At 67.3% G+C, this 20,494-nt stretch carries 22 protein-coding genes and 1 tRNA gene; 12 read left to right on the top strand and 11 right to left on the bottom strand.

Features of this window, described 5'->3' with window-relative positions; all coding sequences use genetic code 11:
* Positions 1-21 precede the first annotated feature (21 nt).
* From IEV67_RS14870 to IEV67_RS14845, 6 genes are read left to right on the top strand one after another with little or no spacing between them, the layout of a single operon-like run.
* Complete coding sequence (locus tag IEV67_RS14870) at positions 22-1,347, top strand: glutamate-5-semialdehyde dehydrogenase (protein WP_188437358.1); 1,326 nt, start codon at positions 22-24, stop codon at positions 1,345-1,347.
* A gap of 52 nt (positions 1,348-1,399) precedes the next feature.
* Complete coding sequence (locus IEV67_RS14865) at positions 1,400-1,624, top strand: hypothetical protein (protein WP_188437357.1); 225 nt, start codon at positions 1,400-1,402, stop codon at positions 1,622-1,624.
* A 5-nt stretch (positions 1,625-1,629) separates the two neighbouring features.
* The gene (nadD, locus tag IEV67_RS14860) at positions 1,630-2,232 is read left to right on the top strand and encodes a nicotinate-nucleotide adenylyltransferase (protein WP_033107567.1); all 603 of its coding nucleotides are present in this window, start codon (positions 1,630-1,632) and stop codon (positions 2,230-2,232) included.
* Positions 2,229-3,422 carry a hypothetical protein gene (locus IEV67_RS14855; protein WP_188437356.1) on the top strand — a complete coding sequence of 398 codons (1,194 nt, stop codon included), beginning with the start codon at positions 2,229-2,231 and terminating at the stop codon, positions 3,420-3,422. Before nadD ends, IEV67_RS14855 begins: the two co-directional genes overlap by 4 nt.
* Positions 3,422-3,805, top strand: coding sequence for a ribosome silencing factor (gene rsfS / locus IEV67_RS14850; RefSeq protein WP_188437355.1), 384 nt, complete (start codon positions 3,422-3,424; stop codon positions 3,803-3,805). Before IEV67_RS14855 ends, rsfS begins: the two co-directional genes overlap by 1 nt.
* 35 nt (positions 3,806-3,840) lie before the next feature.
* Positions 3,841-4,530, top strand: a complete 690-nt coding sequence (locus tag IEV67_RS14845) for an SDR family oxidoreductase (RefSeq protein WP_188437354.1) — start codon at positions 3,841-3,843, stop codon at positions 4,528-4,530.
* A 9-nt stretch (positions 4,531-4,539) separates the two neighbouring features.
* Here the strand turns inward: IEV67_RS14845 and IEV67_RS14840 are convergent, their stop codons facing one another.
* Both IEV67_RS14840 and IEV67_RS14835 read right to left on the bottom strand, forming a co-directional pair.
* Positions 4,540-5,223, bottom strand: coding sequence for a response regulator (locus tag IEV67_RS14840; protein WP_188437353.1), 684 nt, complete (start codon positions 5,221-5,223; stop codon positions 4,540-4,542).
* Positions 5,220-6,815 carry an ATP-binding protein gene (locus IEV67_RS14835; RefSeq protein ID WP_229703170.1) on the bottom strand — a complete coding sequence of 532 codons (1,596 nt, stop codon included), beginning with the start codon at positions 6,813-6,815 and terminating at the stop codon, positions 5,220-5,222. Before IEV67_RS14835 ends, IEV67_RS14840 begins: the two co-directional genes overlap by 4 nt.
* A gap of 159 nt (positions 6,816-6,974) precedes the next feature.
* Here IEV67_RS14835 and IEV67_RS14830 point away from each other — a divergent pair, with 159 nt between their 5' ends.
* From IEV67_RS14830 to IEV67_RS14820, 3 genes are read left to right on the top strand one after another with little or no spacing between them, the layout of a single operon-like run.
* Positions 6,975-8,009: a Bug family tripartite tricarboxylate transporter substrate binding protein gene (locus tag IEV67_RS14830; RefSeq protein WP_188437352.1), complete on the top strand. Its 1,035-nt coding sequence runs from the start codon at positions 6,975-6,977 to the stop codon at positions 8,007-8,009.
* Positions 8,006-8,569, top strand: a complete 564-nt coding sequence (locus IEV67_RS14825) for a tripartite tricarboxylate transporter TctB family protein (protein ID WP_188437351.1) — start codon at positions 8,006-8,008, stop codon at positions 8,567-8,569. Before IEV67_RS14830 ends, IEV67_RS14825 begins: the two co-directional genes overlap by 4 nt.
* Positions 8,562-10,139 carry a tripartite tricarboxylate transporter permease gene (locus IEV67_RS14820; RefSeq protein ID WP_188437350.1) on the top strand — a complete coding sequence of 526 codons (1,578 nt, stop codon included), beginning with the start codon at positions 8,562-8,564 and terminating at the stop codon, positions 10,137-10,139. The genes IEV67_RS14825 and IEV67_RS14820 overlap by 8 nt, the downstream gene beginning before the upstream one ends.
* Positions 10,140-10,164: 25 nt before the next feature.
* On the opposite strand, the gene IEV67_RS14815 is transcribed toward IEV67_RS14820, so the two are convergent.
* From IEV67_RS14815 to IEV67_RS14805, 4 genes are all read right to left on the bottom strand, one after another.
* Positions 10,165-10,533 (bottom strand): cupin domain-containing protein, encoded by a 369-nt coding sequence (locus IEV67_RS14815; protein ID WP_188437349.1) that lies wholly within the window; start codon positions 10,531-10,533, stop codon positions 10,165-10,167.
* Between the two features lie 117 nt (positions 10,534-10,650).
* Complete coding sequence (locus IEV67_RS19010; protein WP_229703169.1) at positions 10,651-10,782, bottom strand: putative transporter small subunit; 132 nt, start codon at positions 10,780-10,782, stop codon at positions 10,651-10,653.
* The gene (locus IEV67_RS14810) at positions 10,782-12,455 is read right to left on the bottom strand and encodes a sodium:solute symporter family transporter (RefSeq protein ID WP_188437532.1); all 1,674 of its coding nucleotides are present in this window, start codon (positions 12,453-12,455) and stop codon (positions 10,782-10,784) included. The genes IEV67_RS19010 and IEV67_RS14810 overlap by 1 nt, the downstream gene beginning before the upstream one ends.
* A gap of 471 nt (positions 12,456-12,926) precedes the next feature.
* Positions 12,927-13,002, bottom strand: a tRNA-Ala gene (locus IEV67_RS14805).
* 138 nt (positions 13,003-13,140) lie between these two features.
* Between IEV67_RS14805 and IEV67_RS14800 the strand changes: the two genes are divergently transcribed.
* Positions 13,141-14,241 carry an NAD(P)-binding domain-containing protein gene (locus IEV67_RS14800; RefSeq protein ID WP_188437531.1) on the top strand — a complete coding sequence of 367 codons (1,101 nt, stop codon included), beginning with the start codon at positions 13,141-13,143 and terminating at the stop codon, positions 14,239-14,241.
* Here IEV67_RS14800 and IEV67_RS14795 read toward each other — a convergent pair.
* Positions 14,228-15,253, bottom strand: a complete 1,026-nt coding sequence (locus tag IEV67_RS14795) for a DUF2804 domain-containing protein (protein ID WP_188437348.1) — start codon at positions 15,251-15,253, stop codon at positions 14,228-14,230. The genes IEV67_RS14800 and IEV67_RS14795 overlap by 14 nt on opposite strands.
* Before the next feature lie 134 nt (positions 15,254-15,387).
* Between IEV67_RS14795 and IEV67_RS14790 the strand changes: the two genes are divergently transcribed.
* A complete protein-coding gene (locus tag IEV67_RS14790) occupies positions 15,388-16,044 on the top strand; it encodes an SDR family oxidoreductase (RefSeq protein ID WP_188437347.1) in 657 nt (218 codons plus the stop codon).
* Positions 16,045-16,062: 18 nt separating this feature from the next.
* Here IEV67_RS14790 and IEV67_RS14785 read toward each other — a convergent pair whose 3' ends face one another.
* Positions 16,063-16,611: a DUF805 domain-containing protein gene (locus tag IEV67_RS14785; RefSeq protein WP_188437346.1), complete on the bottom strand. Its 549-nt coding sequence runs from the start codon at positions 16,609-16,611 to the stop codon at positions 16,063-16,065.
* 63 nt (positions 16,612-16,674) lie between these two features.
* Here IEV67_RS14785 and IEV67_RS14780 point away from each other — a divergent pair, with 63 nt between their 5' ends.
* Positions 16,675-17,880 carry a glycoside hydrolase family 3 N-terminal domain-containing protein gene (locus IEV67_RS14780; RefSeq protein WP_188437345.1) on the top strand — a complete coding sequence of 402 codons (1,206 nt, stop codon included), beginning with the start codon at positions 16,675-16,677 and terminating at the stop codon, positions 17,878-17,880.
* Here the strand turns inward: IEV67_RS14780 and IEV67_RS14775 are convergent.
* From IEV67_RS14775 to IEV67_RS14765, 3 genes are read right to left on the bottom strand one after another with little or no spacing between them, the layout of a single operon-like run.
* Positions 17,784-18,734, bottom strand: coding sequence for a 3-methyladenine DNA glycosylase (locus tag IEV67_RS14775; RefSeq protein ID WP_229703168.1), 951 nt, complete (start codon positions 18,732-18,734; stop codon positions 17,784-17,786). The two genes, IEV67_RS14780 and IEV67_RS14775, sit on opposite strands and share 97 nt — an antisense overlap.
* A 4-nt stretch (positions 18,735-18,738) precedes the next feature.
* Positions 18,739-19,767: an App1 family protein phosphatidate phosphatase gene (locus tag IEV67_RS14770; RefSeq protein ID WP_188437344.1), complete on the bottom strand. Its 1,029-nt coding sequence runs from the start codon at positions 19,765-19,767 to the stop codon at positions 18,739-18,741.
* Between the two features lie 4 nt (positions 19,768-19,771).
* Positions 19,772-20,455, bottom strand: a complete 684-nt coding sequence (locus IEV67_RS14765; protein WP_188437343.1) for a DedA family protein — start codon at positions 20,453-20,455, stop codon at positions 19,772-19,774.
* Positions 20,456-20,494 lie beyond the last annotated feature (39 nt).

Raw genomic sequence — 20,494 nt, 5'->3', positions numbered from 1 at the left:
CGCGCTCGATAGAATGACCGGATGATCGACGCTGCCTCCGAGACCGCTGCTCCGACCGACGCGCATGCGTCGGTGCACGCGCCTGCCGCGACCGAGACGGCTGAGACCCCGCAGGATCGTCTCGCGCGGGCCAAGGAAGCCTCCCGTGCCACTGCGCGGCTGACGAGCCACGACAAGGCGCACGCACTGGAGGCCATCGCACAGGCGCTCGAGGCGAACGCCGCTGTGATCATCGCGGCGAACGCCCTCGACATCGAGCGCGGTCGCGAGAGCGGCATCGGCGAAGGTCTGATCGATCGGCTGCGCCTCGACGAGAAGCGCGTCGCCGCCCTCGCCTCTGCCGTGCGCGATGTCGCCGGACTCGCCGACCCCGTCGGCCAGGTCGTCGGCGGACACCGGATGCCGAACGGCGTGACGCTCGAGCAGGTGCGTGTTCCCTTCGGAGTGGTCGGGGTGATCTACGAGGCTCGGCCCAACGTGACCGTCGACATCGCTGCCCTCGCGCTGCGTTCGGGCAATGCCAGCGTGCTGCGCGGAGGCAGCGCCGCCCGCGAATCCAACACCGTGCTGGTGCGCGTCATGCGCGATGCGCTCGAAGGTGCAGGTGTCACACCGGAAGCGATCCAGACCGTCGACGACTTCGGCCGTGACGGTGCGAAGGCGCTCATGCGTGGCCGCGGATTCGTCGATGTGCTCGTGCCGCGCGGAAGCGCATCACTGATCGAGACCGTCGTCACGGAATCGATAGTGCCCGTGATCGAGACCGGCGCAGGGAATGTGCACATCGTCCTCGACGAGTCCGCGCCCGACGACTGGGCGCGTGAGATCGTCGTGAACGCCAAGGTGCAGCGGCCCAGCGTCTGCAATGCCGTGGAGACGGTGCTGGTGCTGCGACAGGCGGCCCCTCGTCTCGTGCCCATGATCGCCAGCGCGCTCCAGAGCGAAGGCGTCGCGATCCACGGCGACGACATGGTCGCCGGCATGGTCGCAGGCGTGATCCCCGCCACCGAGGAGGACTGGGCGACCGAGTACCTCAGCCTCGACATCGCGATGAAGGTCGTCGACACCCTGGATGACGCGCTCGCGCATATCCGCCGGTACAGCACCGGTCACACCGAGTCGATCGTGACCACCGACACCCGCAACGCCGAGCGCTTCCTCGCCGAGGTGGACTCCGCGGTGGTCATGGCGAACGCATCGACCAGGTTCACCGACGGCGGTGAGTTCGGATTCGGCGCGGAAGTGGGGATCTCGACGCAGAAACTGCACACCCGCGGACCGATGGGACTCGCCGAGCTGACGAGCACGAAGTGGCTGGCGCGTGGGTCAGGTCAGACACGCGCCTGAGCGATAGGATGGACGAGCGTCTTCTCGCAACCGGTCACGAAACGGAGTCAGGATGAACCTCGTCGCACAGATTGCGATGGCTGCGGCCGAAACGGAGCACCACGGGAACGTGGCGATGGACACGCTCATCTTCGGCGTCATCGCAGCGGGGCTGTTCGCGCTGCTCGGTCTCGTGACGTTCTCCTATCGCAACGTCGCGAACCGTCACTCCGCCAAGGCAGAAGCCTGGGCTGAGAAGCACGGCAAGGACGGCCACGGGGCAGGGCACGGCCACTAGGGCGTATGGAGACCACGACCACGCGCGCCCCGCGAATCGGAGTGATGGGCGGAACGTTCGACCCGATTCACCACGGGCACCTGGTCGCGGCGAGCGAGGTCGCGCACTCCTTCGACCTCGATGAGGTTGTCTTCGTTCCGACCGGTCACCCGTGGCAGAAATCGAACGTCACGCCCAGCGAGCACCGGTATCTGATGACCGTGATCGCCACGGCCTCGAACCCGCAGTTCACTGTGAGCAGGGTCGACATCAACCGCGAGGGGCCCACCTACACGATCGACACCCTGCGTGATCTGAAGCAGGACCGCCCTGATGCCGAGCTCTTCTTCATCACCGGAGCGGATGCCGTAGCGCAAATTCTCAGTTGGAGGGACCATGATGAGTTGTGGGAGTTGGCCCACTTCGTCGCGGTATCCCGTCCAGGACATGTATTGAGCACAGATGGACTGCCGAGCGAGAACGTCAGCCAACTGGAGGTTCCGGCCCTGTCGATCTCATCGACAGCTTGTCGAGAGCGTGTGGGCGATGATCAGCCGGTCTGGTATCTCGTCCCCGACGGAGTCGTTCAGTACATAGCGAAGCATCATCTGTATCGGAGCAAGGCATGAGTACATCGGATCAGCAGGGGAACTCGCCGCTGACCCGCAAACAGCTGCGGGAGATTCGTCTCACCGGCACCACACCGGTGATCAGTGAAGAAGAGGCGGCTGCCGCCGCTGCCGAAGCGCAGCCCGCACCGGCGGTTCCGGTGCCCCGCCCCGCTGAACCGATCGCAATCCCGCCGACGCCCCTGGCCGACGCCGCCTCTGAGGGCACACCGCTCACGCGTCGTCAGGCGCGCGAGAAGGAGCGCATCCGTACAGCATCCGTTCCCGTGGTCCCCGCCGAGGAGCCCGAGGCGGACGCGGCAACTGATGATGCCGCCGCTGACGAACTCGTCTCCGGCGTGCCCTCCTTCGCGAAGCCCGCCGACTCCGCGAAGGCAGCCGCCGCCGAAGAGCAGCCGCGAGAGCAGCCAGCCGCCAGCGATGCCGGCGACGATGATGACGAAGATCTCGATGGAGTGGCCGTCGGCATCGCGCCTGTGAGCGCGGCTGTCGCAGTGGACTCCACCGGTGAAGTATCGCTCGATGCCGATGAGCCGGCCGCCGCCGCGGCGGACGAATCGTCCATCGAGGAGCACGACGCCGATCCGCTCAGCGCGTTGGGCGTCGATGCTGCCGGCGAAGCAGCTGAGACAGACGAAGAACCGGAGGCCGACGAGCTGCCCGTCGCCGAGCCGGTCGAGACGGGCGAGAACCACGTCGTCAGCCCGACCTTCGGCAACGGTCTGCTTGCAGACAAGAGTGAAGTGCCGTCGTTCGCACCGTCGTTCGACGAGTTGATCACCGCAGATTCCGGCGGATCGCAGCACCTTGCTCCGAACACACTGATCTTCAACCCTTCACCGGGTGGGGGCTCGCTTTCGGGGCCTGTCGCGTCCACTGGCGAGATTCTCGTCACGGGCAGCTACGAGCTTCCGCGAGGGATCGGCTCGCAGGGGCATGCCCACGGAGCTGCTGACGGCAAGGAGACGGATGCCGTCCTCATCGACGGAGAACTGCCTCCGTCGTCGTCTCCCACACCGATCGCGGCAAGCTCCGCGATCAGCACGATCAAACCTGCCGGCGAGGTCATCCGACCACCGGCGCCTGAAAAGGGCAACAAACTCATGCTGACGCTGGCGATCACGGCGGGCGGCCTTGCGCTCGCCCTCGCCGTGGCGCTGATCGTCGCATTCACAACGAATATATTCTGATGCAATCACCTGAAAATGCCGAAGAAATGCTGCAGCTCGCTGCGGCAGCCGCCATCTCCAAGGGCGGAGAGGATCTCGTCGCGTTGAACGTGTCGGAGCCGCTGCCGCTCGTGGACATATTCCTCATCGTCACCGGCAACAGCGAGCGCAACGTCGCCGCGATCGCCGATGAGATCGAGGACACGCTCCTGGAAGCCGGTCACAAGCGCGTCCGTCGCGAAGGCCGTCAGGAGGCACGTTGGGTGCTGCTGGACTTCGGCGACCTGATCGTGCACGTCTTCCACGGTGAAGAGCGGGTCTACTACGGCCTGGAGCGGCTCTGGAAGGACTGCCCAGTCGTCCCGATCGACGTCGCCGAGACCGCCACGACCGACAGCGTCTGAAATGACGGCCGTCGCGACCTGCCCGTGCAACTGACATGAGCGTGCATCTGATCACCGGCGCCGGATCCGGCATCGGTGCGGCTCTCGCCCGCCGGCTGCTGGATCGCGGCGACGAGCTCGTGCTCTTCGCCAGGGATGCCGGGCGTGCGCGTGAGATCGCGGCGCAGTTCCCCGGCGCATCGACTCTGGTCGGCGATCTCGCCCAGCCCGGTCGTCTGTCATGGGCGCTGTCGAAGCAGAACCTCCCTGAGCGCATCGATTCGCTCGTGCATGTCGCGGGCGTCGTCGACCTGGGCGGCGTCGCAGACCTCTCACCGACGCTGTGGGAACGGCAACTGGCCGTCAACCTGGTCGCACCCGCCGAATTGACGCGACTGCTCCTTCCCGTGCTGCGTGTCTCGCGCGGTCAGGTGGTGTTCGTCAACTCCGGTGCCGGACTGCGCGCTCACGCGAACTGGTCTGCCTACGCCGCCTCGAAGCACGGACTCAAGGCGCTCGCTGACGCGTTGCGTGCAGAAGAGGCGGACAGCGGCGTGCGGGTGACGTCGATCTTCCCCGGTCGCACGTCGACGCCGATGCAGGCACGCGTGCATCAGCAGGAGGGCCGCGACTACGACCCCGAGCTCTTCATCGATCCTGACTCAGTGGCGACCACGATCCTGACCGCTCTCGATCTGCCGCGTGATGCGCAGATCGTCGACCTCTCGGTGCGGCCGGGCAGTTGAGACGCGCGGTCACCCGCGAAGCGCATACCGCAGTTCCGGCCTGCCCACCCCGCCGTACGTCGGAGAACTCACGGCGAGCCCGGACTCGACCAGGCGTTCGAGATAACGTCGTGCGCTGACCCGTGACATCCCGAGCACCTCGGCGAGCTCACTGGCGGACAGCTGCTCTTGCCCCTCCTGCATCGCCTGAACGACGCGCTGGAGGGTGACGGGCGAGACGCCCTTGCGCTGACCCGCCATGGCGATCGCATCGCGTCGCATGAGTGCATCGACGCTCGCCTGATCGAGTTCCCCGGTGTCGGTGTACTCGGCATCACGTGCGAGCACGCGCCACACGTCGTCCAGCCGCTCGTGCAGCGTCCGCATGGGAAAGGGCTTCACGACGTAGTGATGCACACCGTGGGCGCGGGCGCGGCGCACCGTCTCAAGATCGCGCGCTGCCGTGACGGCGACGACCTCGACGTGCGCACCTGCGGCGCGGGCGCGCCGAAGTACGGTGATGCCCGACATGTCGGGCAGATACACGTCCAGAAGCATGACGTCCGGTTCGAGCTCGTCGAGTGCACGCAGGGCATCCGCTCCGGTCGGCGCGACGCCGACGACCTCGAAGTGCGGATGCCGTTCCACGAAGCCCCGAGTGACGTGCGCCACGGCGAAGTCGTCTTCGACGATGAGCGTGCGCAACCGGCTCATGCCCGTGCCTCCATGAGCGCAGCCGCCTGGATCCGCACGGTGAAGCGCGCACCGCCGTTGTCGGCGGGGGAGAGCTCGATCGAACCGCCGAGACGCTCGACGACACGAGCCACCAGCGTCAGCCCGTACCCGCGCTGTCGGTCATCGCTCTTGGTCGAGTAACCGAGGCGGAACACGTCGCCGCGCCGTTCCATCGGCACGCCCGGCCCGTCGTCCTCGACGCAGATGCGGATGCCGCCGTCCTCGGTCTGCGCGATCGAGATGACGACGTGACCGCCGCGACCCGCGGCATCCAGAGCATTGTCCAGAAGATTGCCAACCACCGTACCCAGATCGCCGTCGCCGGGCCGGGCGGGGAGGTGACTGTCGTCCGAGATCGAGAGCGCCACGCCCAGTTCGCGCGCCCGTGCGCGCTTGGCCAGCAGGATCGCGGCCAGCTCGATGTCCTGCACGCCGTCCGGCGCATCCAGGCGGCTCAGCGCGCCGCCGTCGCCGGCACGATCGACCACGCGGCGGGCGGCTTCGAACTCACCCAGCTCGATCAGGCCGCTGATCGTGTGCAGCGTGTTCGAGAACTCATGCTGCTGCGCGCGCAGACCCTCCGCGAGGCTCTGCGCGCCGGCGAGCTCCCGCAGCGCACGATCGAGCTCTGTCCGGTCCATCAGGGTCACCACGGTGCCGACGCGCCTGTCCTGCACGCGCACGGGGGCGGCTCTCGCGACCAGCACGCGCTCTCCGGACAGCACGAGGCGCTGCGGGGCGGCATCGTCTTCGACCTCGGTCTCGGCGATCAGGGCGGCCAGTCCGTCCAGCAGCTCCGGCGCCGGACGGCCGATGGCCTCTGCGGGGCCGGAGAGCCCCAGCAGCCGGGCGGCAGCGTCATTGCACAGGGAGACCACTCCGTGCTCGTCGAGGGCGAGCATGCCCTCGCGGATGCCGTGCAGCGTGGCCTCTCTCGTCTCGAGCAGACCACGGATGTCTTCAGGTTCGAGTCCGTAGATGCGGCGGCGCACCATCCGGGCGACTCCGGTCGCCGCGATCACTCCGATCACCGTGGCGACGCCGAGCGCGAGGAGGAACCCGGTGATGTCGCCGAGGAAGTCTGCGCGGATGTCGGATTCCAGAATTCCGACGGAGACCTGACCGATCACGATCCTGTCGGCGTCGAACACCGGAACCTTCACACGCCACGATTCGCCGAGGGTGCCGGTCTGGGTGCCGACGTACGTCTCGCCGGACAGCGCGACGCTCGGGTCGGTCGAGACGGGCTCGCCGATGCGATCCGGGTTCGGATGCGAGTAGCGGATGCCCTCGTCGTCGGTCACCACGACGTACGCCACGTTCGACGAATCGCGGATCAGCTCGGCGATCGGCTGGATCACCGCGGCCGGGTCGGGCGACCGGTAGGCCTCGACGATCGTCGGCAGTTGGGCGACGGACTGCGCCACCGCGACCATGCGCTCCTGCGACGCCTCGCGGATCTGTCGCTCCTGCATCAGCATCGCGGCGAGTCCAGCCGTGAGAACGATCGCGAGCACGATGACGACCTGCAGCAGCACGAGCTGCGTGCGGAGCGTCATCGCCTTCACCACGTACCCATGCTAAGCGAGCGGTGGCGGACCGATGTCGGTTACGAAATGACCAGAATTCACGGTTCTGAACACAAGCCGAACCGGCGATGCCCGCGGTTCTAGGCTCGCGTCACCTGCTCCCGGCATCGGCGTCGGGCGGAAGGACTCGAGGAGGAGTTCATGACACAGCACACTCGCACGCGTACTCGGCTGGCGCTCGGCGCGGTCGTCGGCGTCGTCGCACTGGGACTGGCCGCATGCACTGGAACACCGACTGCGGGAGGCGGAGGCTCCGGTGGTGACGGCGGCGGGTCGAGCATCGACAGCGTCGCGGTGATCGCGCCGGCCGACCCTGGCGGTGGATGGGACCAGACCGCGCGTGCCTTCGGCCAGGCGCTCAGCGACGAGTCGCTGGTCTCGTCGGCGCCGGTGTCGAACATCGGCGGAGCCGGCGGCACCGTAGGACTCGCGTCGCTTGCCACGGAGGGGGACCCGAACACGCTCATGATCACAGGCAGCGTGATGGTCGGTGCGGTCGAGACGAACGCATCGGACGTGCGGATCGAGGACATGACTCCGATCGCGAAGCTCACGGAAGAACCGCTGGTGATCGTCGTGCCGAAGGACAGCCCGCACGACACCCTGGAGGACTTCATCGACGCCTGGGTGGACGAAGGCGCCGGCATGGCCGTCACCGGCGGCTCGGCCGGCGGCATCGACCACATCCTCGCGGCGCTGCTGCTCACCGACGCCGGCGTGGATGCTGCGGATGTGCCGAGCACCCTCAACTACATCGCCAACTCGGGTGGTGGCGAGGCGCTCACGATGCTGCTGGGCGGTCAGGTGCAGGCGGGCATCTCGGGCGTGGGCGAGTTCTCGCAGCAGGTCGAGGCAGGCGACCTGAAGGCGCTGGCCGTGTCGTCGGGCGAACCGGCGCTGCTGCTGCCGGAGGTCCCGACCCTCATCGACGAGGGCGTCGATCTGGTCGTCACCAACTGGCGGGGGCTCATCGCACCCGGCGACATCTCGGACGACGAGAAGAAGGCGCTGGAGGAGCTGGTGACGTCGGTGCACGACAGCGCTGCGTGGACCGAGATCCTCGAGACCAACGGCTGGACCGATGCGTTCCTCGTGGGCGATGAGTTCTCCACGTTCCTGGAAGGCGACATCTCCACGACGAAGGAGACGCTCAAGACGATCGGCCTGATCGAATGACGAATCAGATCACGACGGGAGCGTCGGCGATCGCCGGCGCTCCTCGGTCGCGCAGGCTCGGGGAGCTCGTCTTCATCGGTGTGATCATCGTGTTCTCGGTGGTCGCGCTCGTGATGACGGGCTTCATCCGCGAGCCGGTCGGATCCTCGAACGTGCTCGGCGCGCGTGTGGTGCCGTACGCGGTCACCGGTCTCATGCTGCTGTCGTCGCTCGCGGCGTTCGTCGCGGTGCTGCGTGGCGACGTGGGCGCGCCGGATGAGGGCGAGGATGTCGACACCGAGGCGCGGACGTCCTGGAAGACGGTGATCTTCCTCGCTCTGGCGTTCGCGTCCCTCATGATCGTGATCCCGATCGCCGGGTGGCCGGCCGCAGTGGTCGTGCTCTTCACCGGTGCATCGATGGCGCTGGGCTCATCGAGCTGGTGGAAGGCGCTCCTGCTCGGACTCGGACTCGGAGTGCTGACGCAGCTGCTGTTCGGCAATCTGCTCGGACTTTCCCTGCCGCCGTTCGGCACGATCCTGCCGAACCTGATCCAGAGTTCGGGGGTGCTCGGTGGATAGCCTGCAACTGCTTATGGACGGCTTCGCGACAGCGCTGCAGCCGCAGTACCTGATGTTCGCATTCATCGGCGTGCTCCTCGGCACCGCGGTGGGCGTGCTCCCCGGCATCGGGCCGGCGATGACTGTGGCGCTGCTGCTGCCGCTCACGTACACGCTGGACGTCACGAGCGCGATCATCATGTTCGCCGGCATCTACTACGGCGGCATGTACGGCGGGTCGACGACGTCGATCCTGCTGAACACACCAGGGGAATCGGCATCCATCGTCACGGCGCTCGAGGGCAACAAGATGGCGAGGATGGGCCGTGCCACGGCCGCGCTGGCCACAGCGGCGATCGGATCGTTCATCGCCGGCACGATCGCGACCGCGCTGCTCACGCTGTTCGCACCGTTCATCGCCGACTTCGCGGTGACGTTGGGACCTGCCGACTACTTCGCGTTGATGATCGTGGCGTTCCTCACCGTGGGCGCCCTGCTCGGGGCGAGTCCGATCCGTGGCATCGTGTCGCTCTCGATCGGCCTGTTCCTCGGGCTGGTCGGCACAGACACCCTGACCGGGCAGGCGCGCTTCACCTTCAGCATCCCGAATCTGGGTGACGGGATCGATGTCGTGATCGTCGCGGTCGGCCTGTTCGCGGTAGGCGAGGCGCTCTATGTGGGCTCGCGGCTGCGCAGCGGGGCTCTGCCGATCATCCCCGTCTCCGGCAACTGGCGCTCCTGGATGAAGAAGAGCGACTGGAAGCGCTCGTGGAAGCCGTGGCTGCGCGGCACCGCGATCGGATTCCCCATCGGAGCGATCCCTGCCGGCGGCGCGGACGTCGCGACGTTCCTGTCGTACGCGACCGAGAAGCGGCTCGCGAAGGATCCCTACCGGAAGCAGTTCGGCAAGGGCGCGATCGAGGGAGTGGCAGGACCGGAGGCCGCGAACAACGCGGCCGCGGCTGGTGTGCTCGTGCCGCTGCTGACGCTGGGGCTGCCGACCACCGCGACCGCCGCGATCATCATCTCGGCGTTCCAGACCTACGGCATCCGCCCTGGCCCGCTGCTGTTCGACAGCCAGCCTGCGCTGGTGTGGGCATTGATCGCGAGCCTGTACATCGGCAACGTGGTGCTGATCATCCTCAACCTGCCTCTGGTGGGCATGTGGGCCAAGGTGCTGCAGATCCCGAGGCCGTACCTGTACGCGGGGATCCTGGTGTTCGCGGGGCTCGGTGCGTACGCGGCGAACTTCACGATCTTCGACATCGGCGTGCTGCTGCTGCTCGGCGTGATCGGGTTCTTCATGCGTCGCCACGGATACCCGGTTTCGCCGATGGTCGTCGGAGCGATCCTCGGCCCGATGGCGGAGGAACAGCTGCGCAAAGCCATGGCGATCAGTCAGGGTGACGCGCTGTACCTGGTGCACAGCCCGATCTCGATCGTGATCTACTCCGCGATGGTGCTGATCATCGTGCTGGGCATCTGGCTCAAGCACCGTCAGGCGCGGTTCGAGGCGGCACTGTCGGATATCGACACCGCCACGATCCGCACCGTGGACGAGGAGATCGCGCAGCAGCTGCGCGATCGCTGAGCGATGCGACCAGCGGCGGCGTCGGTCAGCCGGCCTGCGCCGCCGCTGCTCGTCGCACGGTCAGCAGGAGTACGCTGTCCTCGACTGCGGTCACGCTGTGGCGCTCGGGCGGGATGGGGATGAGATCGCCCGTCTCGAGCAGCCATTCCCGATTCAGGCCGCGCAGCCTCACGCGACCGGTCAGCAACTGCAGAGTCGCCTCGGGCGGACTCTCGTGCTCGGGAAGCTCAGCACCGGAGAGCAGCGCCATCGCGGTCTGACGCAGGATCGCATCCCGACCACCGTAGAGAGTCTCGGCGGCGCGACGGGCGTTGGTCCCGCGCGCCTTCGTCAGCAGACGCTCCTGCAATGATGGGAGGTTCGTCGGGTTGGGTGTCAGTTCTGGGGCAGTCATCCGCGGAGCATCCTTTCTAATAGGGATCCATCTGATCATCGCACCGAACGGCGGGTGGGCACTGAACGATGGATGGGCGACAGCAGGTCGCCCCGATGCCGCCCATCCTCGGGGCCATCAGATGATCTGACGGCCTTCCCGCTTCGCTTCACGGGCGTCCTTCACGAAGGCGCGGATGATCACGGCGAGTGCGCCGATGACGATCACTGGCCACACGAGCACGTACGCGGTCATGAGAATGAGTTCCATCATGCGTCCTTTCCTGCGAGTGCGCCGTCTCCGGCCGGTTCCGCGTCGTTGATCGCGCTCTCGGTCGCGATCAGGATCTCGGTGTCCGCGGTGTCGAACTCACCGGTGCGCTGCTTGATGAGTTCGAAGTCGAACCGTCTGGTCTTGTTCAGCATCGTGATCGCGACGCACACGATCGTGCTGACCGCGTAGGCCACGAGCGATCCCGACAGCACCGGGTAGGTGTGCAGGAAGCCGATCGCGAACGGAGCGGATGCCACGATCGAGACTGCTCCGACGCCGATGGCGACTCTGAGCCCGAAGAACCCGAACGACATGAGTGCCAGCACCACCCCGATGCCGATCACCGACAGCACGTCGCTGACGATGCCGAGCCCGCCCGACAGATCGACCCACTCGAAGCGCACAGGGAGGAACGCGGCGAGGGCAGCGACCACTGCGACGCTGAAGGCCACGTTGGTGACGCGGTTCCAGTAGAAGCTCGCGATCACCGGGAAGACGAGTGCGCCCCACATCGCGCCGACGAACACCAGCAGGTCGAGGATGTTGAACTGCATCGACGCGAAGCCGAGTGCCGCCGCTGTCGCACCGACCATGGTCAGTCGCCCCACGAGCAGCATCGTCTTCGGGTTGGCGTTCTTCTTGCCCGCGATGTTCTGGCCGTAGATGTCGGCCATCATGATCGACGAGAGCGCCGTCATGTCGGCATCCGCCGTCGACGACAGCGAGCCGATGATCATGACGAAGAACACGCAGATCAGGAGCGGGCTGAGGTAGGTCGCGGCCATCTGCGGGATCAGGTTGTTGACGTCGCCGTCCATCGGCTGGATGCCGGCGTAGAGGGCGATGACGCCCAGCATTCCGACGCCGATGATGGTGGCGCCGTAGCCGACGGTCGCGGTGATGAAGGTCTTCTTGATCAGGTCCTCACGCACGGCGAACAGTCGCTGCGCGATGGTCTGGTTGCCGATCGCGTAGGCGAGCACAGCGGCGATGTACGGTGCGCCCTGGTTGAAGAACGCGTCGGACGAGAAGAAGTCGCCCTGCTGCGGTGTCAGGTTGGATGCTCCGGTGACGAACAGGTCGGGCCCGCCGGCGGCGAAGAAGATCACCGGGATGATGATGGCCACCGCGCCGAGCATCGCCAGTACCTGCGCGAAGTCGGTCAGCACCGATGCGCGGAAGCCGGACCACAGCGTGTACGCCAGAACGCCGATCGCGATCGCGACGATTCCCTGCGTGAAGGTGAACGGCGACAGCATCGCGATCAGCGCACCGCCGGCGATCAGGTTCGATGTGAGGCTGATCAGGCTGCCGAGCACGTTGGAGCCGGCGAGCATGAGCTGGCTGGAGCGGCCGTGCCGCGCGAACATGACCTCGGCGATCGTGTGCGCCTTGGGAGCGACCTTGCGGATGCGACGGCCGAAGGGGTAGATGAGCAGGATCATCAGCGCACCCCAGAGCCCGTAGTGGATGGGGCCGGAGATGCCGTAGGTGTAACCGGACGTGGCTGAGGCGTACATCGATGACGCCCATATCCAGGTCGCGGTCATGGATGCGGCGGAGATGCCGAATCCGATCTTGCCGCCGCCCGTCATGTAGCCGTCGGCGTTCTCCTTCTTGCGGGAGATGCGGATCGACATGTAGAGGCTGCCGCCGAAGAACAGCAGCATGAGCAGGACCACGATCGGTCCTGAGAGTGTTTGGAGGTCTCCCACCGGGTGTTCTCACTTTCTCGTCTTTGATGCGGCAGAGCCGCTGGTCGAAGGAGAAAGTGCCCGCTAAGTAGGGGAGAGGGAGGTCAGTGGTTGAATGGACGTCGAGCGATCTGGTGCTGTCAGCATGGCGAACGAACCTGGACCACTGAGGCGCATGGCAGCGCACAGACGAGAGGCCCGGGGTGCGGCTCCTTTCCGGTCGTCCGCGTTCCGGGCACGCCGAACGTCGGCGCATCCTCAGCGGGATTCGAATGATCGCGGTGGGCGCGCAGTCAGGCGCGCGTCGCGTGAGAGCACACAGTGCGCTCCCTGCTCATGCATGCACGAGCATCCTTTCCACCATAGCAAGTTCCCAGGGAGCTGCCGATTTCAGGCGGAACACGGGCCAGCAACGCAAGAAGCCCTCGGTTTCCCGAGGGCTTCTTCTGGTGGACCTGAGGGGACTCGAACCCCTGACCCCCTGCATGCCATGCAGGTGCGCTACCAGCTGCGCCACAGGCCCATCTTCGCACCCCGGGTGAGCGGGGCAACTTGAAAAGAATACAACACGCGAAGCGGCCACCGCCAATCGAGGCGGAACTCGTGCCCGGGAACAGGGGAAGACGGGAACACTCTCGTCGATGTATGCGTTGTCATGGATATGCAGATCTTGGAGAGCATCGTGATCGGTGCAGGACAGGCCGGTCTCTCCACCTCCTTTCATCTCACGCGCCTCGGCATCGATCATGTCGTGCTCGATGCGAACACGACGCCGGGTGGTGCATGGCAGCATCGCTGGGATGCGTTGACGATGAACGACGTGCATGGTGTCGCCGAGCTGCCGGGATCCACACCCCCGGCCCGCGACACGAAGCGCGCGAACGCCGTGGTTCCGGCATCCTTCGCAGATTACGAGCGCACGCACGATCTCCCCATCATCCGACCCGTCCACGTCGACTCGGTCACCGATGACGACGGGATTCTCGTGGTCCACGCGGGCGACCGCGAATGGCGCACCCGCACCATCGTCAATGCCACCGGAACCTGGACGCAGCCGTTCCTGCCGCACTATCCGGGGATGGAGACATTCGTCGGAGAGCAGCTGCACACCGTCGACTACCCGGGTCCGGAGCACTTCCGCGGCAAGCGGGTGCTGGTCGTCGGCGGCGGAGCATCCGCCGTGCAGTTCCTCGGCGCGCTCGCGCCGATCACCGAGACGCTGTGGGCGACCCGCCGCGAGCCGATCTGGCGCGACGATGACTTCACGCCCGAGGCCGGCGCCGCTGCTGTGGCGCTCGTCGAGCAGCGAGTCGCCCAGGGCCTCCCGCCGCAGAGCGTGGTCGGCGTCACCGGCCTCATGCTGCGTGCCCAGGAGCGCGAGGCCGAGCGACTCGGCGCATACGCCGACCGCCGAGCGATGTTCGCACGGATCGAGCCCGACGGCGTGCGCTGGTCGGACGGCTCATTCGAACAGGTCGACGCGATCCTGTGGGCGACCGGCTTCCGTCCGGCGATCGCTCATCTCGCACCCCTGCATCTGCGTAGCGCGGCGGGCGGCATCCAGCTCGACCGCAACGGTCGGGGAACCGCGGCGGTCGAGGATCCGCGCGTTCAGCTGGTCGGATACGGACCTTCGGCGAGCACGATCGGCGCGAACCGCGCCGGCCGCAGCGCTGCGAAGGGGGTGCAGCGCGCTCTCTCCACGGCGATGGGCGCGGCGTCGCGCGACCCTGAACTGACCGCAGACGTCACCAGCGGTTGAGCACGTCCTCAGCCCATCCCTCGATGCCATCGACGGACACACGCTCACCCGCGGAGTCGAGAACCCATCCCGTCCAGGTGCCGAACAGCTGGTCCGTGCGGGTCGCGATCACGAGGGCGTTCGTGCGCGAGTGCTTGTTGTGGAACGGGGTGAACGTCAGATCGGCATGATCACCGCGTACGCGCCATGGCCTCATCCAGTCGGACGGATCGTAGTCCCAGACGAGCTCTTCGCTGATCTTCGACAGATGCCCGTCGACGACGACGGCGTTCTCGGTTGCGCCTGAGCCGTCGGTCCACTTCGACCCGAGCTGCAGCCCGATCGTGCGGCCGTTGACGACGCCGCTGCCTGCCGCCCAGTTCCACCACACCTGATACGGCCAGCGGCCGCGGCCGTGGTCGAGCACCGCCCAACTGCCCGTCGGCACGTCGACGGGCGTTCCATCGAGCGTGAGCGTGCCGTGCGCCGGGCGCGCGACATCCTTGACCGTGTACTGGAAGCCCCGGTACTGGGAGCGTCCGGTGCGTCCGCTGCGCCGCCACGGCACGACGACGCCCAGCGACTCGTGACCGGCGGGTCGTGTCGCGGTGATGTCGAAGCGGACACGCGGGGCGACGCCCCGCAGCCTCGTGCCTTCGTCGACCTCGTCGATATCGAGCGTGACCTTGCGAGTGCGCGCTCTGGCGGGGCCGTCTCCGAGTGAGGCCGGCAGCGTCGCGCTGCGTCCGCCGGGGGAGAGGACGGTGGTGTCGATCGCCTCTCGGGTGGTGCGATCGAGCACCCACACGGAATGCAGGGAGAGATAGTCGATGCACGACACGGTCAGTGCGACGACGTGCGTGGGCGTCATCACTGCCCAGTACTCCCAGCGCTTGTTGCGCCCCCGATGCCCGCGGCCAGGAATGCCCGATGTGTCGTGCAGCGGCGTGCGCGTCCATCCGAGCGCTGCAGGATTCAGCTCGCCGTCGGCCCCGGTGAGTGACACCGGCGTGGTGATCTCCCGCTCGATCATGTGCTCTCCTGATCCAACCCGCAACACGCTGATCGCAGCGTGCGCGCGCTTCCCAGATTCTATGGTGCAGGATCCGCCCGTCAGTGACCTCGGGCGGATAGCCTGGAGTCCGAGCCGTCTGACAGGAGATCCTCATGTCCCGCATCATCGTCTTCGGCGGCCACGGCCGCATCGCCCGCCTCCTCGCGCCGCTGCTCGTCGCGAACGGCGACGAGGTGACCGCCGTCATCCGTAACCCGCAGCACATCGCCGATGTCGAGACCGCGGGCGCGACTGCGCTGGTCGGCGACGTCGAGACGATGGATGCCGCATCACTCGCTGAGATCATCCGTGGCCACGACGCCATCGTGTGGTCGGCCGGCGCGGGCGGCGGGGATCCTGAGCGCACGTACGCGGTGGATCGCGACGCGGCGATACGTACGATGTACGCCGCCCCGCTCGCCGGTGTGCGCCGCTACCTGATGGTCTCCTGGCTCGGTTCGAAGGCCGACCATGGCGTGCCGAAGGACGACTCGTTCTTCGCCTACGCCGATGCGAAGTGGGCAGCCGACGAGCATCTGCGCGGCACGCAACTCGATGGCACGATCCTCGGGCCAGGCGCGCTCACACTCGACGAGCCGACCGGCCGCATCGAGTTGGATCCGGAGGATCGCGGAGCGGTGTCGCGCGCCGACGTGGCAGCTGTGATCGTCGCGGCTCTCAACGAGCCGCTGACGATCGGCCGCACGATCCGCTTCGGCAACGGGACCGCTGAGACCGCAGAACCCATCGAGGTGGCGTTGGCGCGCTGAGCCGCGCGATGGCGCCGGCTAGGGATGCTTCGACGGCTGCGCGCACATGATCAGCAGCGCGATGCTGCCGAACGGGGCGAAGCAGATGAAGATCCACGCCCAGTGGAAGCCCGCATCACGCAGACGCCTGACCGTCACGGCGAGCAGTGGCACGATCGACGCCATCGCGAACACCCATAGCGCGAACAGCGCCAGCCAGCCGACGATCGGGATCCAGACCACGAGGATCGCGGCGAACGCGACGATCAGCGAGGCGAGCTCGGCGTACCAGAACGCCGGGCGGCTCGCACGGCCGTCGAAGCGCGCATACTTCTGCACGCAGACGCGCACGGCGTCGAACATGTTGCGCACGAGCGGTCGGGAATCCGCCGGCCCGCGCCACACCCCGACGGGGATGACGGCCGAGCTCTGCTGGGGGTAGAGCAGCATCGGGGCAGGTGCGGGGACCACCGAATTCGGTGCCGGCCGGGTGTGCCCGGTCCACGCGGCACCGTCCCAGTAACGCAGGAACTGTGCTCCAGACGGATCCGGATACCAGTTCGCGGGCTGGACGTGCGGTGTCGACATGTGGGTCCTCTCCGCAGATATTCAAGCATGTCGGGAGTCAGAGCCAGGACGTAGGGTGGAGGCATGCGCCGTCATCTCCCGGTGCGGGTTGCCGCGGCTTCGGTGAGTGCACTCGCCATCTCCGTCCTGCTCATCTCGACGGGAGCGGCTTCGGCGGCCCCGGGCTCGGCAGGCCCGCGTCCCACCGTGGTCGAACCATCGGATGCCGGTGGCCCGGCCGCGCGTGCGGTGAAGATCGTGTCAGATATGAGCACCGCGCAGCAGGCATCCAACGTCGTCATGGGACACATCCCGTCCACTGACCCGGCGGTGCTTTCCTCGTACATGGCCGAGAGCGCGCTCGGCGGCTTCATCCTGATGGGAGCGAACATCCCGGCCGATGAGGCCGCACTCCGGGCCGTGACGGCCTCTCTGACGGTGGATCCCGCGCTGCCCCCGCTGGTCGCGATCGATCAGGAGGGCGGATACGTCTCGCGGCTGCCATGGGATCAGTTCCCCGCATCGTCGGTGCTGAAGGACCGACCGGCCGCCGACACGGCAGCCGCATTCGCCGCCCGAGCCTCGCTCGTGGCACGAGGCGGTGCGAATGTGAACTTCGGCGTCATCGCCGACACGACGGCGGACACGTCATCATTCATCTACGGGCGCTCGCTCGGCGCCGACCCGACAGCGGCAGCGGATCGGGTTGCGGCGGCCGTCACCGCCGAAGAGCCGTTCGTCGCGTCGACACTGAAGCACTTCCCCGGTCACGGAGCCGCGCCCGGCGATTCGCATTCGTTGATCCCGCGTACCGACAAGTCGCTGGAGGAGTGGCAGCGGAGCGACGCCCTGCCGTTCGTCGCCGGCATCGACGCCGGGGCCTCAATGCTCATGTTCGGCCACCTCGACTACGCGGCGGTCGACGCGCAACCCGCTTCCCTCTCGGCCCGCTGGCACGAGATCGCCCGTGAAGACCTGGGCTTCGACGGAGTGATGGTCACGGACGACCTGGGCATGCTGCAGTCCACCGGCATCCCCGAATATGCCGATCCGGTCGGCAACGCTGTGGCTGCGATCGCGGCCGGCAACGACCTGGTGATGACCATCGCCCACTCCACGCCCGAGACAGCCGGGCAGCTCGCGGCCGGTATCGCCGCGGCCGTCGAGGCCGGCACGCTGCCGGCCGATCGTCTTCAGGACGCGGCGGAGCGGGTCATGGCGCTGCGACTGGAGCGCGCGGCATCCGGCGCCGTCTGGGCGCCCTGCGCGGACTGCACGCCCGCGCCCTGACCCGCACCGAGCCACGCCGTCAGCAGCTGCCTGCGCAGATCATTGCCGCGTTCGGCGAACTCGCGCTGGCGACGTACGTACTCGGCCTTGCCGTCGGCCTGCTCGATGGGGACGGGCACGACGCCCCACGCGGACAGGTCGTAGGGCGCGGCCTCCATATCGAGCAGGCGAATGTCGCGGGCCAGCTCGAACGCGTCGAGCAGCAACTCGCCCGGCACGAGCGGGCCGAGCTTCATGGCCCACTTGTAAAGGTCCATGCCGGCGTGCAGACACCCCGGCTGCTCGAGCGACGGCTGATCCTCGCGGCTGAGTGGCCGGCGATTGCGCGGCACGGCGTCCGGCGTGAAGAAGCGGAACGCGTCGAAGTGCGTGCAGCGCAGGTCGTGCGCCTCCACGACGGCATCCGTGCCGTCCTGTCCGAGCCGCAGCGGGGCGGTGTGGCGGTGCTCGCGCTCTCGATAGACCATGGCCCATTCGTGCAGGCCGAAGCAGCCGAACTGACCGGGGCGGGCGGCGGTGCGGCGCAGCATCCGCTCGATGAGATCCGCGAGTGCGGCCTTCTCGCGTGCGAAGGGGGCAGCGTCCGGCACGGCGGAGCCGGGGGTCGATCCGGCGGCGTACCAGCGCCAGTCGAGGCGTTCTGCGGCGTCCTCGAGCTGAGCTCCGGCTCCTGGGTGCCAACGGCGCAGCTGCGAGGGCGAATACGAGTAGTAGGTGAAGAGGAAATCCCAGACCGGATGCTTCTCGCCCCGTGCCGCACGTTCGCGGTGCGCGGCGGTCAGCGCATCCGCGCGCTCGTGGTGCAGGCGTTCGCGATCGGACCACGTCGCGCGATCAAGGACTGGAGCAGTCATGTCGTCAGTGCAGGATGCCCGTGTCGGTGAGGCGCTCGCGGAGCCCTGCGCCGTCCGATGCCGCGACCCACGGTGCGGCGTCGTCGGAGTGGTCGTCGGATTCGGAGCGCCCACCGGCGAGGATCGCCTCTGCGGGGGACAGCTGGCGGATCGCGACCCCTGCGACGGAATCGGGGTGCTCCTGCATGAACTCGGTGTAGATGGATTCGTCGTGCTGTCCGTCATCGCCGATCAGAAGCCACCGTACGTGCGGGAACTCGGCAGCGAGGCGGCGCAGGTTGGTGAGCTTGTGCTCACGACCGCTGCGGAACCAGCGGTCATGCGTCGGTCCCCAGTCGGTGAGGAGCATGGATCCGGTCGGGAACAGGTGCCGGCTCATGAAACGGCTGAGCGTGGGCGCCACGTTCCACGCTCCGGTGGAGAGGTAGATCATCGGGGCGCCGGGATGCTGTCGCATCAGCTGCTCGAGCAGCACGGCCATACCGGGAACGGGCAGACGCGCATGCTCGTCGACGACGAACGAGTTCCACGCGGCGATGAACGGGCGAGGGAGAGCGGTCACCATCACGGTGTCGTCGATGTCGGACAGCACTCCGAAGTCCACCTCGTCGCCGACGATGAAGGCGGTGGCTTCGACCGGCTCCTGACCCTCCACCGACATCGTGAACTTCTGCCATCCGGAGGGGAGTTCGGCGTCGATCACGGTGTCGACCACGCCGCCGCGATCGGCGACGACCTCGTGCACACGACCGGCGATCGTGATCCGCACGCTCGCGAAGCTGACGGGGATGCCGACGAAGCTGCGCCAACCGCGCACACTGGCGTACTCGCCGCTCTCGGTACGGCGTTGCGGCGGCACGATCAGCACCCTGCCGACGACACGAACCCAGCCGGTGCCGCCGTATCCGGCGAAGGGCAGTACGGTCGCGGTGCGTCCACGACGACGCGCTCGGCTCTCACGCCAGACGTGCAGGCGGTGCTCCAAACGTGCGAACCAGTGGATCCTGGCGTTGTGGGCGCTGTCTTCGGACATCACCTCAGTCTTTCATGCCCGAAGCGGCGTCCTCATCTGCCTCGTCGACGATGACGTGCATGTGACGGCTCTCCCACCGCGTGAGCAGCTTCTTGCCGATGAAGATCAGAAGCAGGAACGCCACGATGATGCCGACGAAGATGTAACCGGCGAAGTGCACCCGGTCGACGAGGTCGCGGAAGCTGCCTGCCGCGAGGGATGTGACGCTGACGTAGGCGGTCGCCCAGATGAGGCACGCGGGTGCGGTCCACGCCAGGAAGCGCCGGTAGGAGTACGCGCTCATCCCCACCGTGAGGGGCACGAGCGAATGCAGGACCGGCAGGAACCGGGAGAGGAAGATCGCGACTCCGCCTCGGCGCTGCAGATACCGCTCGGCGCGTTCCCAGTGCGCCTCGCCGATTCGGCGGCCGATCCAGGATCGGCGGATGCGCGGGCCGAGCCAGCGGCCGAGCCAGAACCCGATGCTCTCGCCGATCAGTGCGCCCACCACGACCGCGATCACCATGGCGATCGTCTCGACCAGGCCCTCGACTCCCATGGAGGCGATGATGACGATCGTGTCGCCGGGGACGATGAGGCCGATCAGGATGCTGGTTTCCAGCATCACCGCGAGACCGGCGATGAGCGTGCGGGCGATCGGATCCACCGCCTGCACGGCGTCGAGGATCCACAGCAGGATGTCGTCCACGCACACGAGAATACGTGCTCCGGCGCGCCGTACGCTGTG

The organism is Microbacterium murale (assembly GCF_014635185.1).
Classification (GTDB): domain Bacteria; phylum Actinomycetota; class Actinomycetes; order Actinomycetales; family Microbacteriaceae; genus Microbacterium; species Microbacterium murale.
Note: the sequence above shows the minus strand (reverse complement) of the source record. Positions and strands in the feature narration are given on the sequence as shown.

Bases quoted from the DNA above. Each gene is read 5' to 3' on its own strand.
- IEV67_RS19010 (WP_229703169.1), bottom strand. From the start codon at position 10,782: ATGGAACTCATTCTCATGACCGCGTACGTGCTCGTGTGGCCAGTGATC.
- rsfS (WP_188437355.1), top strand. From the start codon at position 3,422: ATGCAATCACCTGAAAATGCCGAAGAAATGCTGCAGCTCGCTGCGGCA.
- IEV67_RS14830 (WP_188437352.1), top strand. From the start codon at position 6,975: ATGACACAGCACACTCGCACGCGTACTCGGCTGGCGCTCGGCGCGGTC.
- IEV67_RS14790 (WP_188437347.1), top strand. From the start codon at position 15,388: ATGTCCCGCATCATCGTCTTCGGCGGCCACGGCCGCATCGCCCGCCTC.
- IEV67_RS14855 (WP_188437356.1), top strand. From the start codon at position 2,229: ATGAGTACATCGGATCAGCAGGGGAACTCGCCGCTGACCCGCAAACAG.
- IEV67_RS14810 (WP_188437532.1), bottom strand. From the start codon at position 12,455: ATGCTGCTGTTCTTCGGCGGCAGCCTCTACATGTCGATCCGCATCTCC.
- IEV67_RS14865 (WP_188437357.1), top strand. From the start codon at position 1,400: ATGAACCTCGTCGCACAGATTGCGATGGCTGCGGCCGAAACGGAGCAC.
- IEV67_RS14870 (WP_188437358.1), top strand. From the start codon at position 22: ATGATCGACGCTGCCTCCGAGACCGCTGCTCCGACCGACGCGCATGCG.
- IEV67_RS14845 (WP_188437354.1), top strand. From the start codon at position 3,841: ATGAGCGTGCATCTGATCACCGGCGCCGGATCCGGCATCGGTGCGGCT.
- IEV67_RS14795 (WP_188437348.1), bottom strand. From the start codon at position 15,253: ATGATCGAGCGGGAGATCACCACGCCGGTGTCACTCACCGGGGCCGAC.
- IEV67_RS14785 (WP_188437346.1), bottom strand. From the start codon at position 16,611: ATGTCGACACCGCACGTCCAGCCCGCGAACTGGTATCCGGATCCGTCT.
- IEV67_RS14775 (WP_229703168.1), bottom strand. From the start codon at position 18,734: ATGACTGCTCCAGTCCTTGATCGCGCGACGTGGTCCGATCGCGAACGC.
- IEV67_RS14825 (WP_188437351.1), top strand. From the start codon at position 8,006: ATGACGAATCAGATCACGACGGGAGCGTCGGCGATCGCCGGCGCTCCT.
- IEV67_RS14815 (WP_188437349.1), bottom strand. From the start codon at position 10,533: ATGACTGCCCCAGAACTGACACCCAACCCGACGAACCTCCCATCATTG.
- IEV67_RS14800 (WP_188437531.1), top strand. From the start codon at position 13,141: ATGCAGATCTTGGAGAGCATCGTGATCGGTGCAGGACAGGCCGGTCTC.
- IEV67_RS14770 (WP_188437344.1), bottom strand. From the start codon at position 19,767: ATGTCCGAAGACAGCGCCCACAACGCCAGGATCCACTGGTTCGCACGT.
- IEV67_RS14840 (WP_188437353.1), bottom strand. From the start codon at position 5,223: ATGAGCCGGTTGCGCACGCTCATCGTCGAAGACGACTTCGCCGTGGCG.
- nadD (WP_033107567.1), top strand. From the start codon at position 1,630: ATGGAGACCACGACCACGCGCGCCCCGCGAATCGGAGTGATGGGCGGA.
- IEV67_RS14780 (WP_188437345.1), top strand. From the start codon at position 16,675: ATGCGCCGTCATCTCCCGGTGCGGGTTGCCGCGGCTTCGGTGAGTGCA.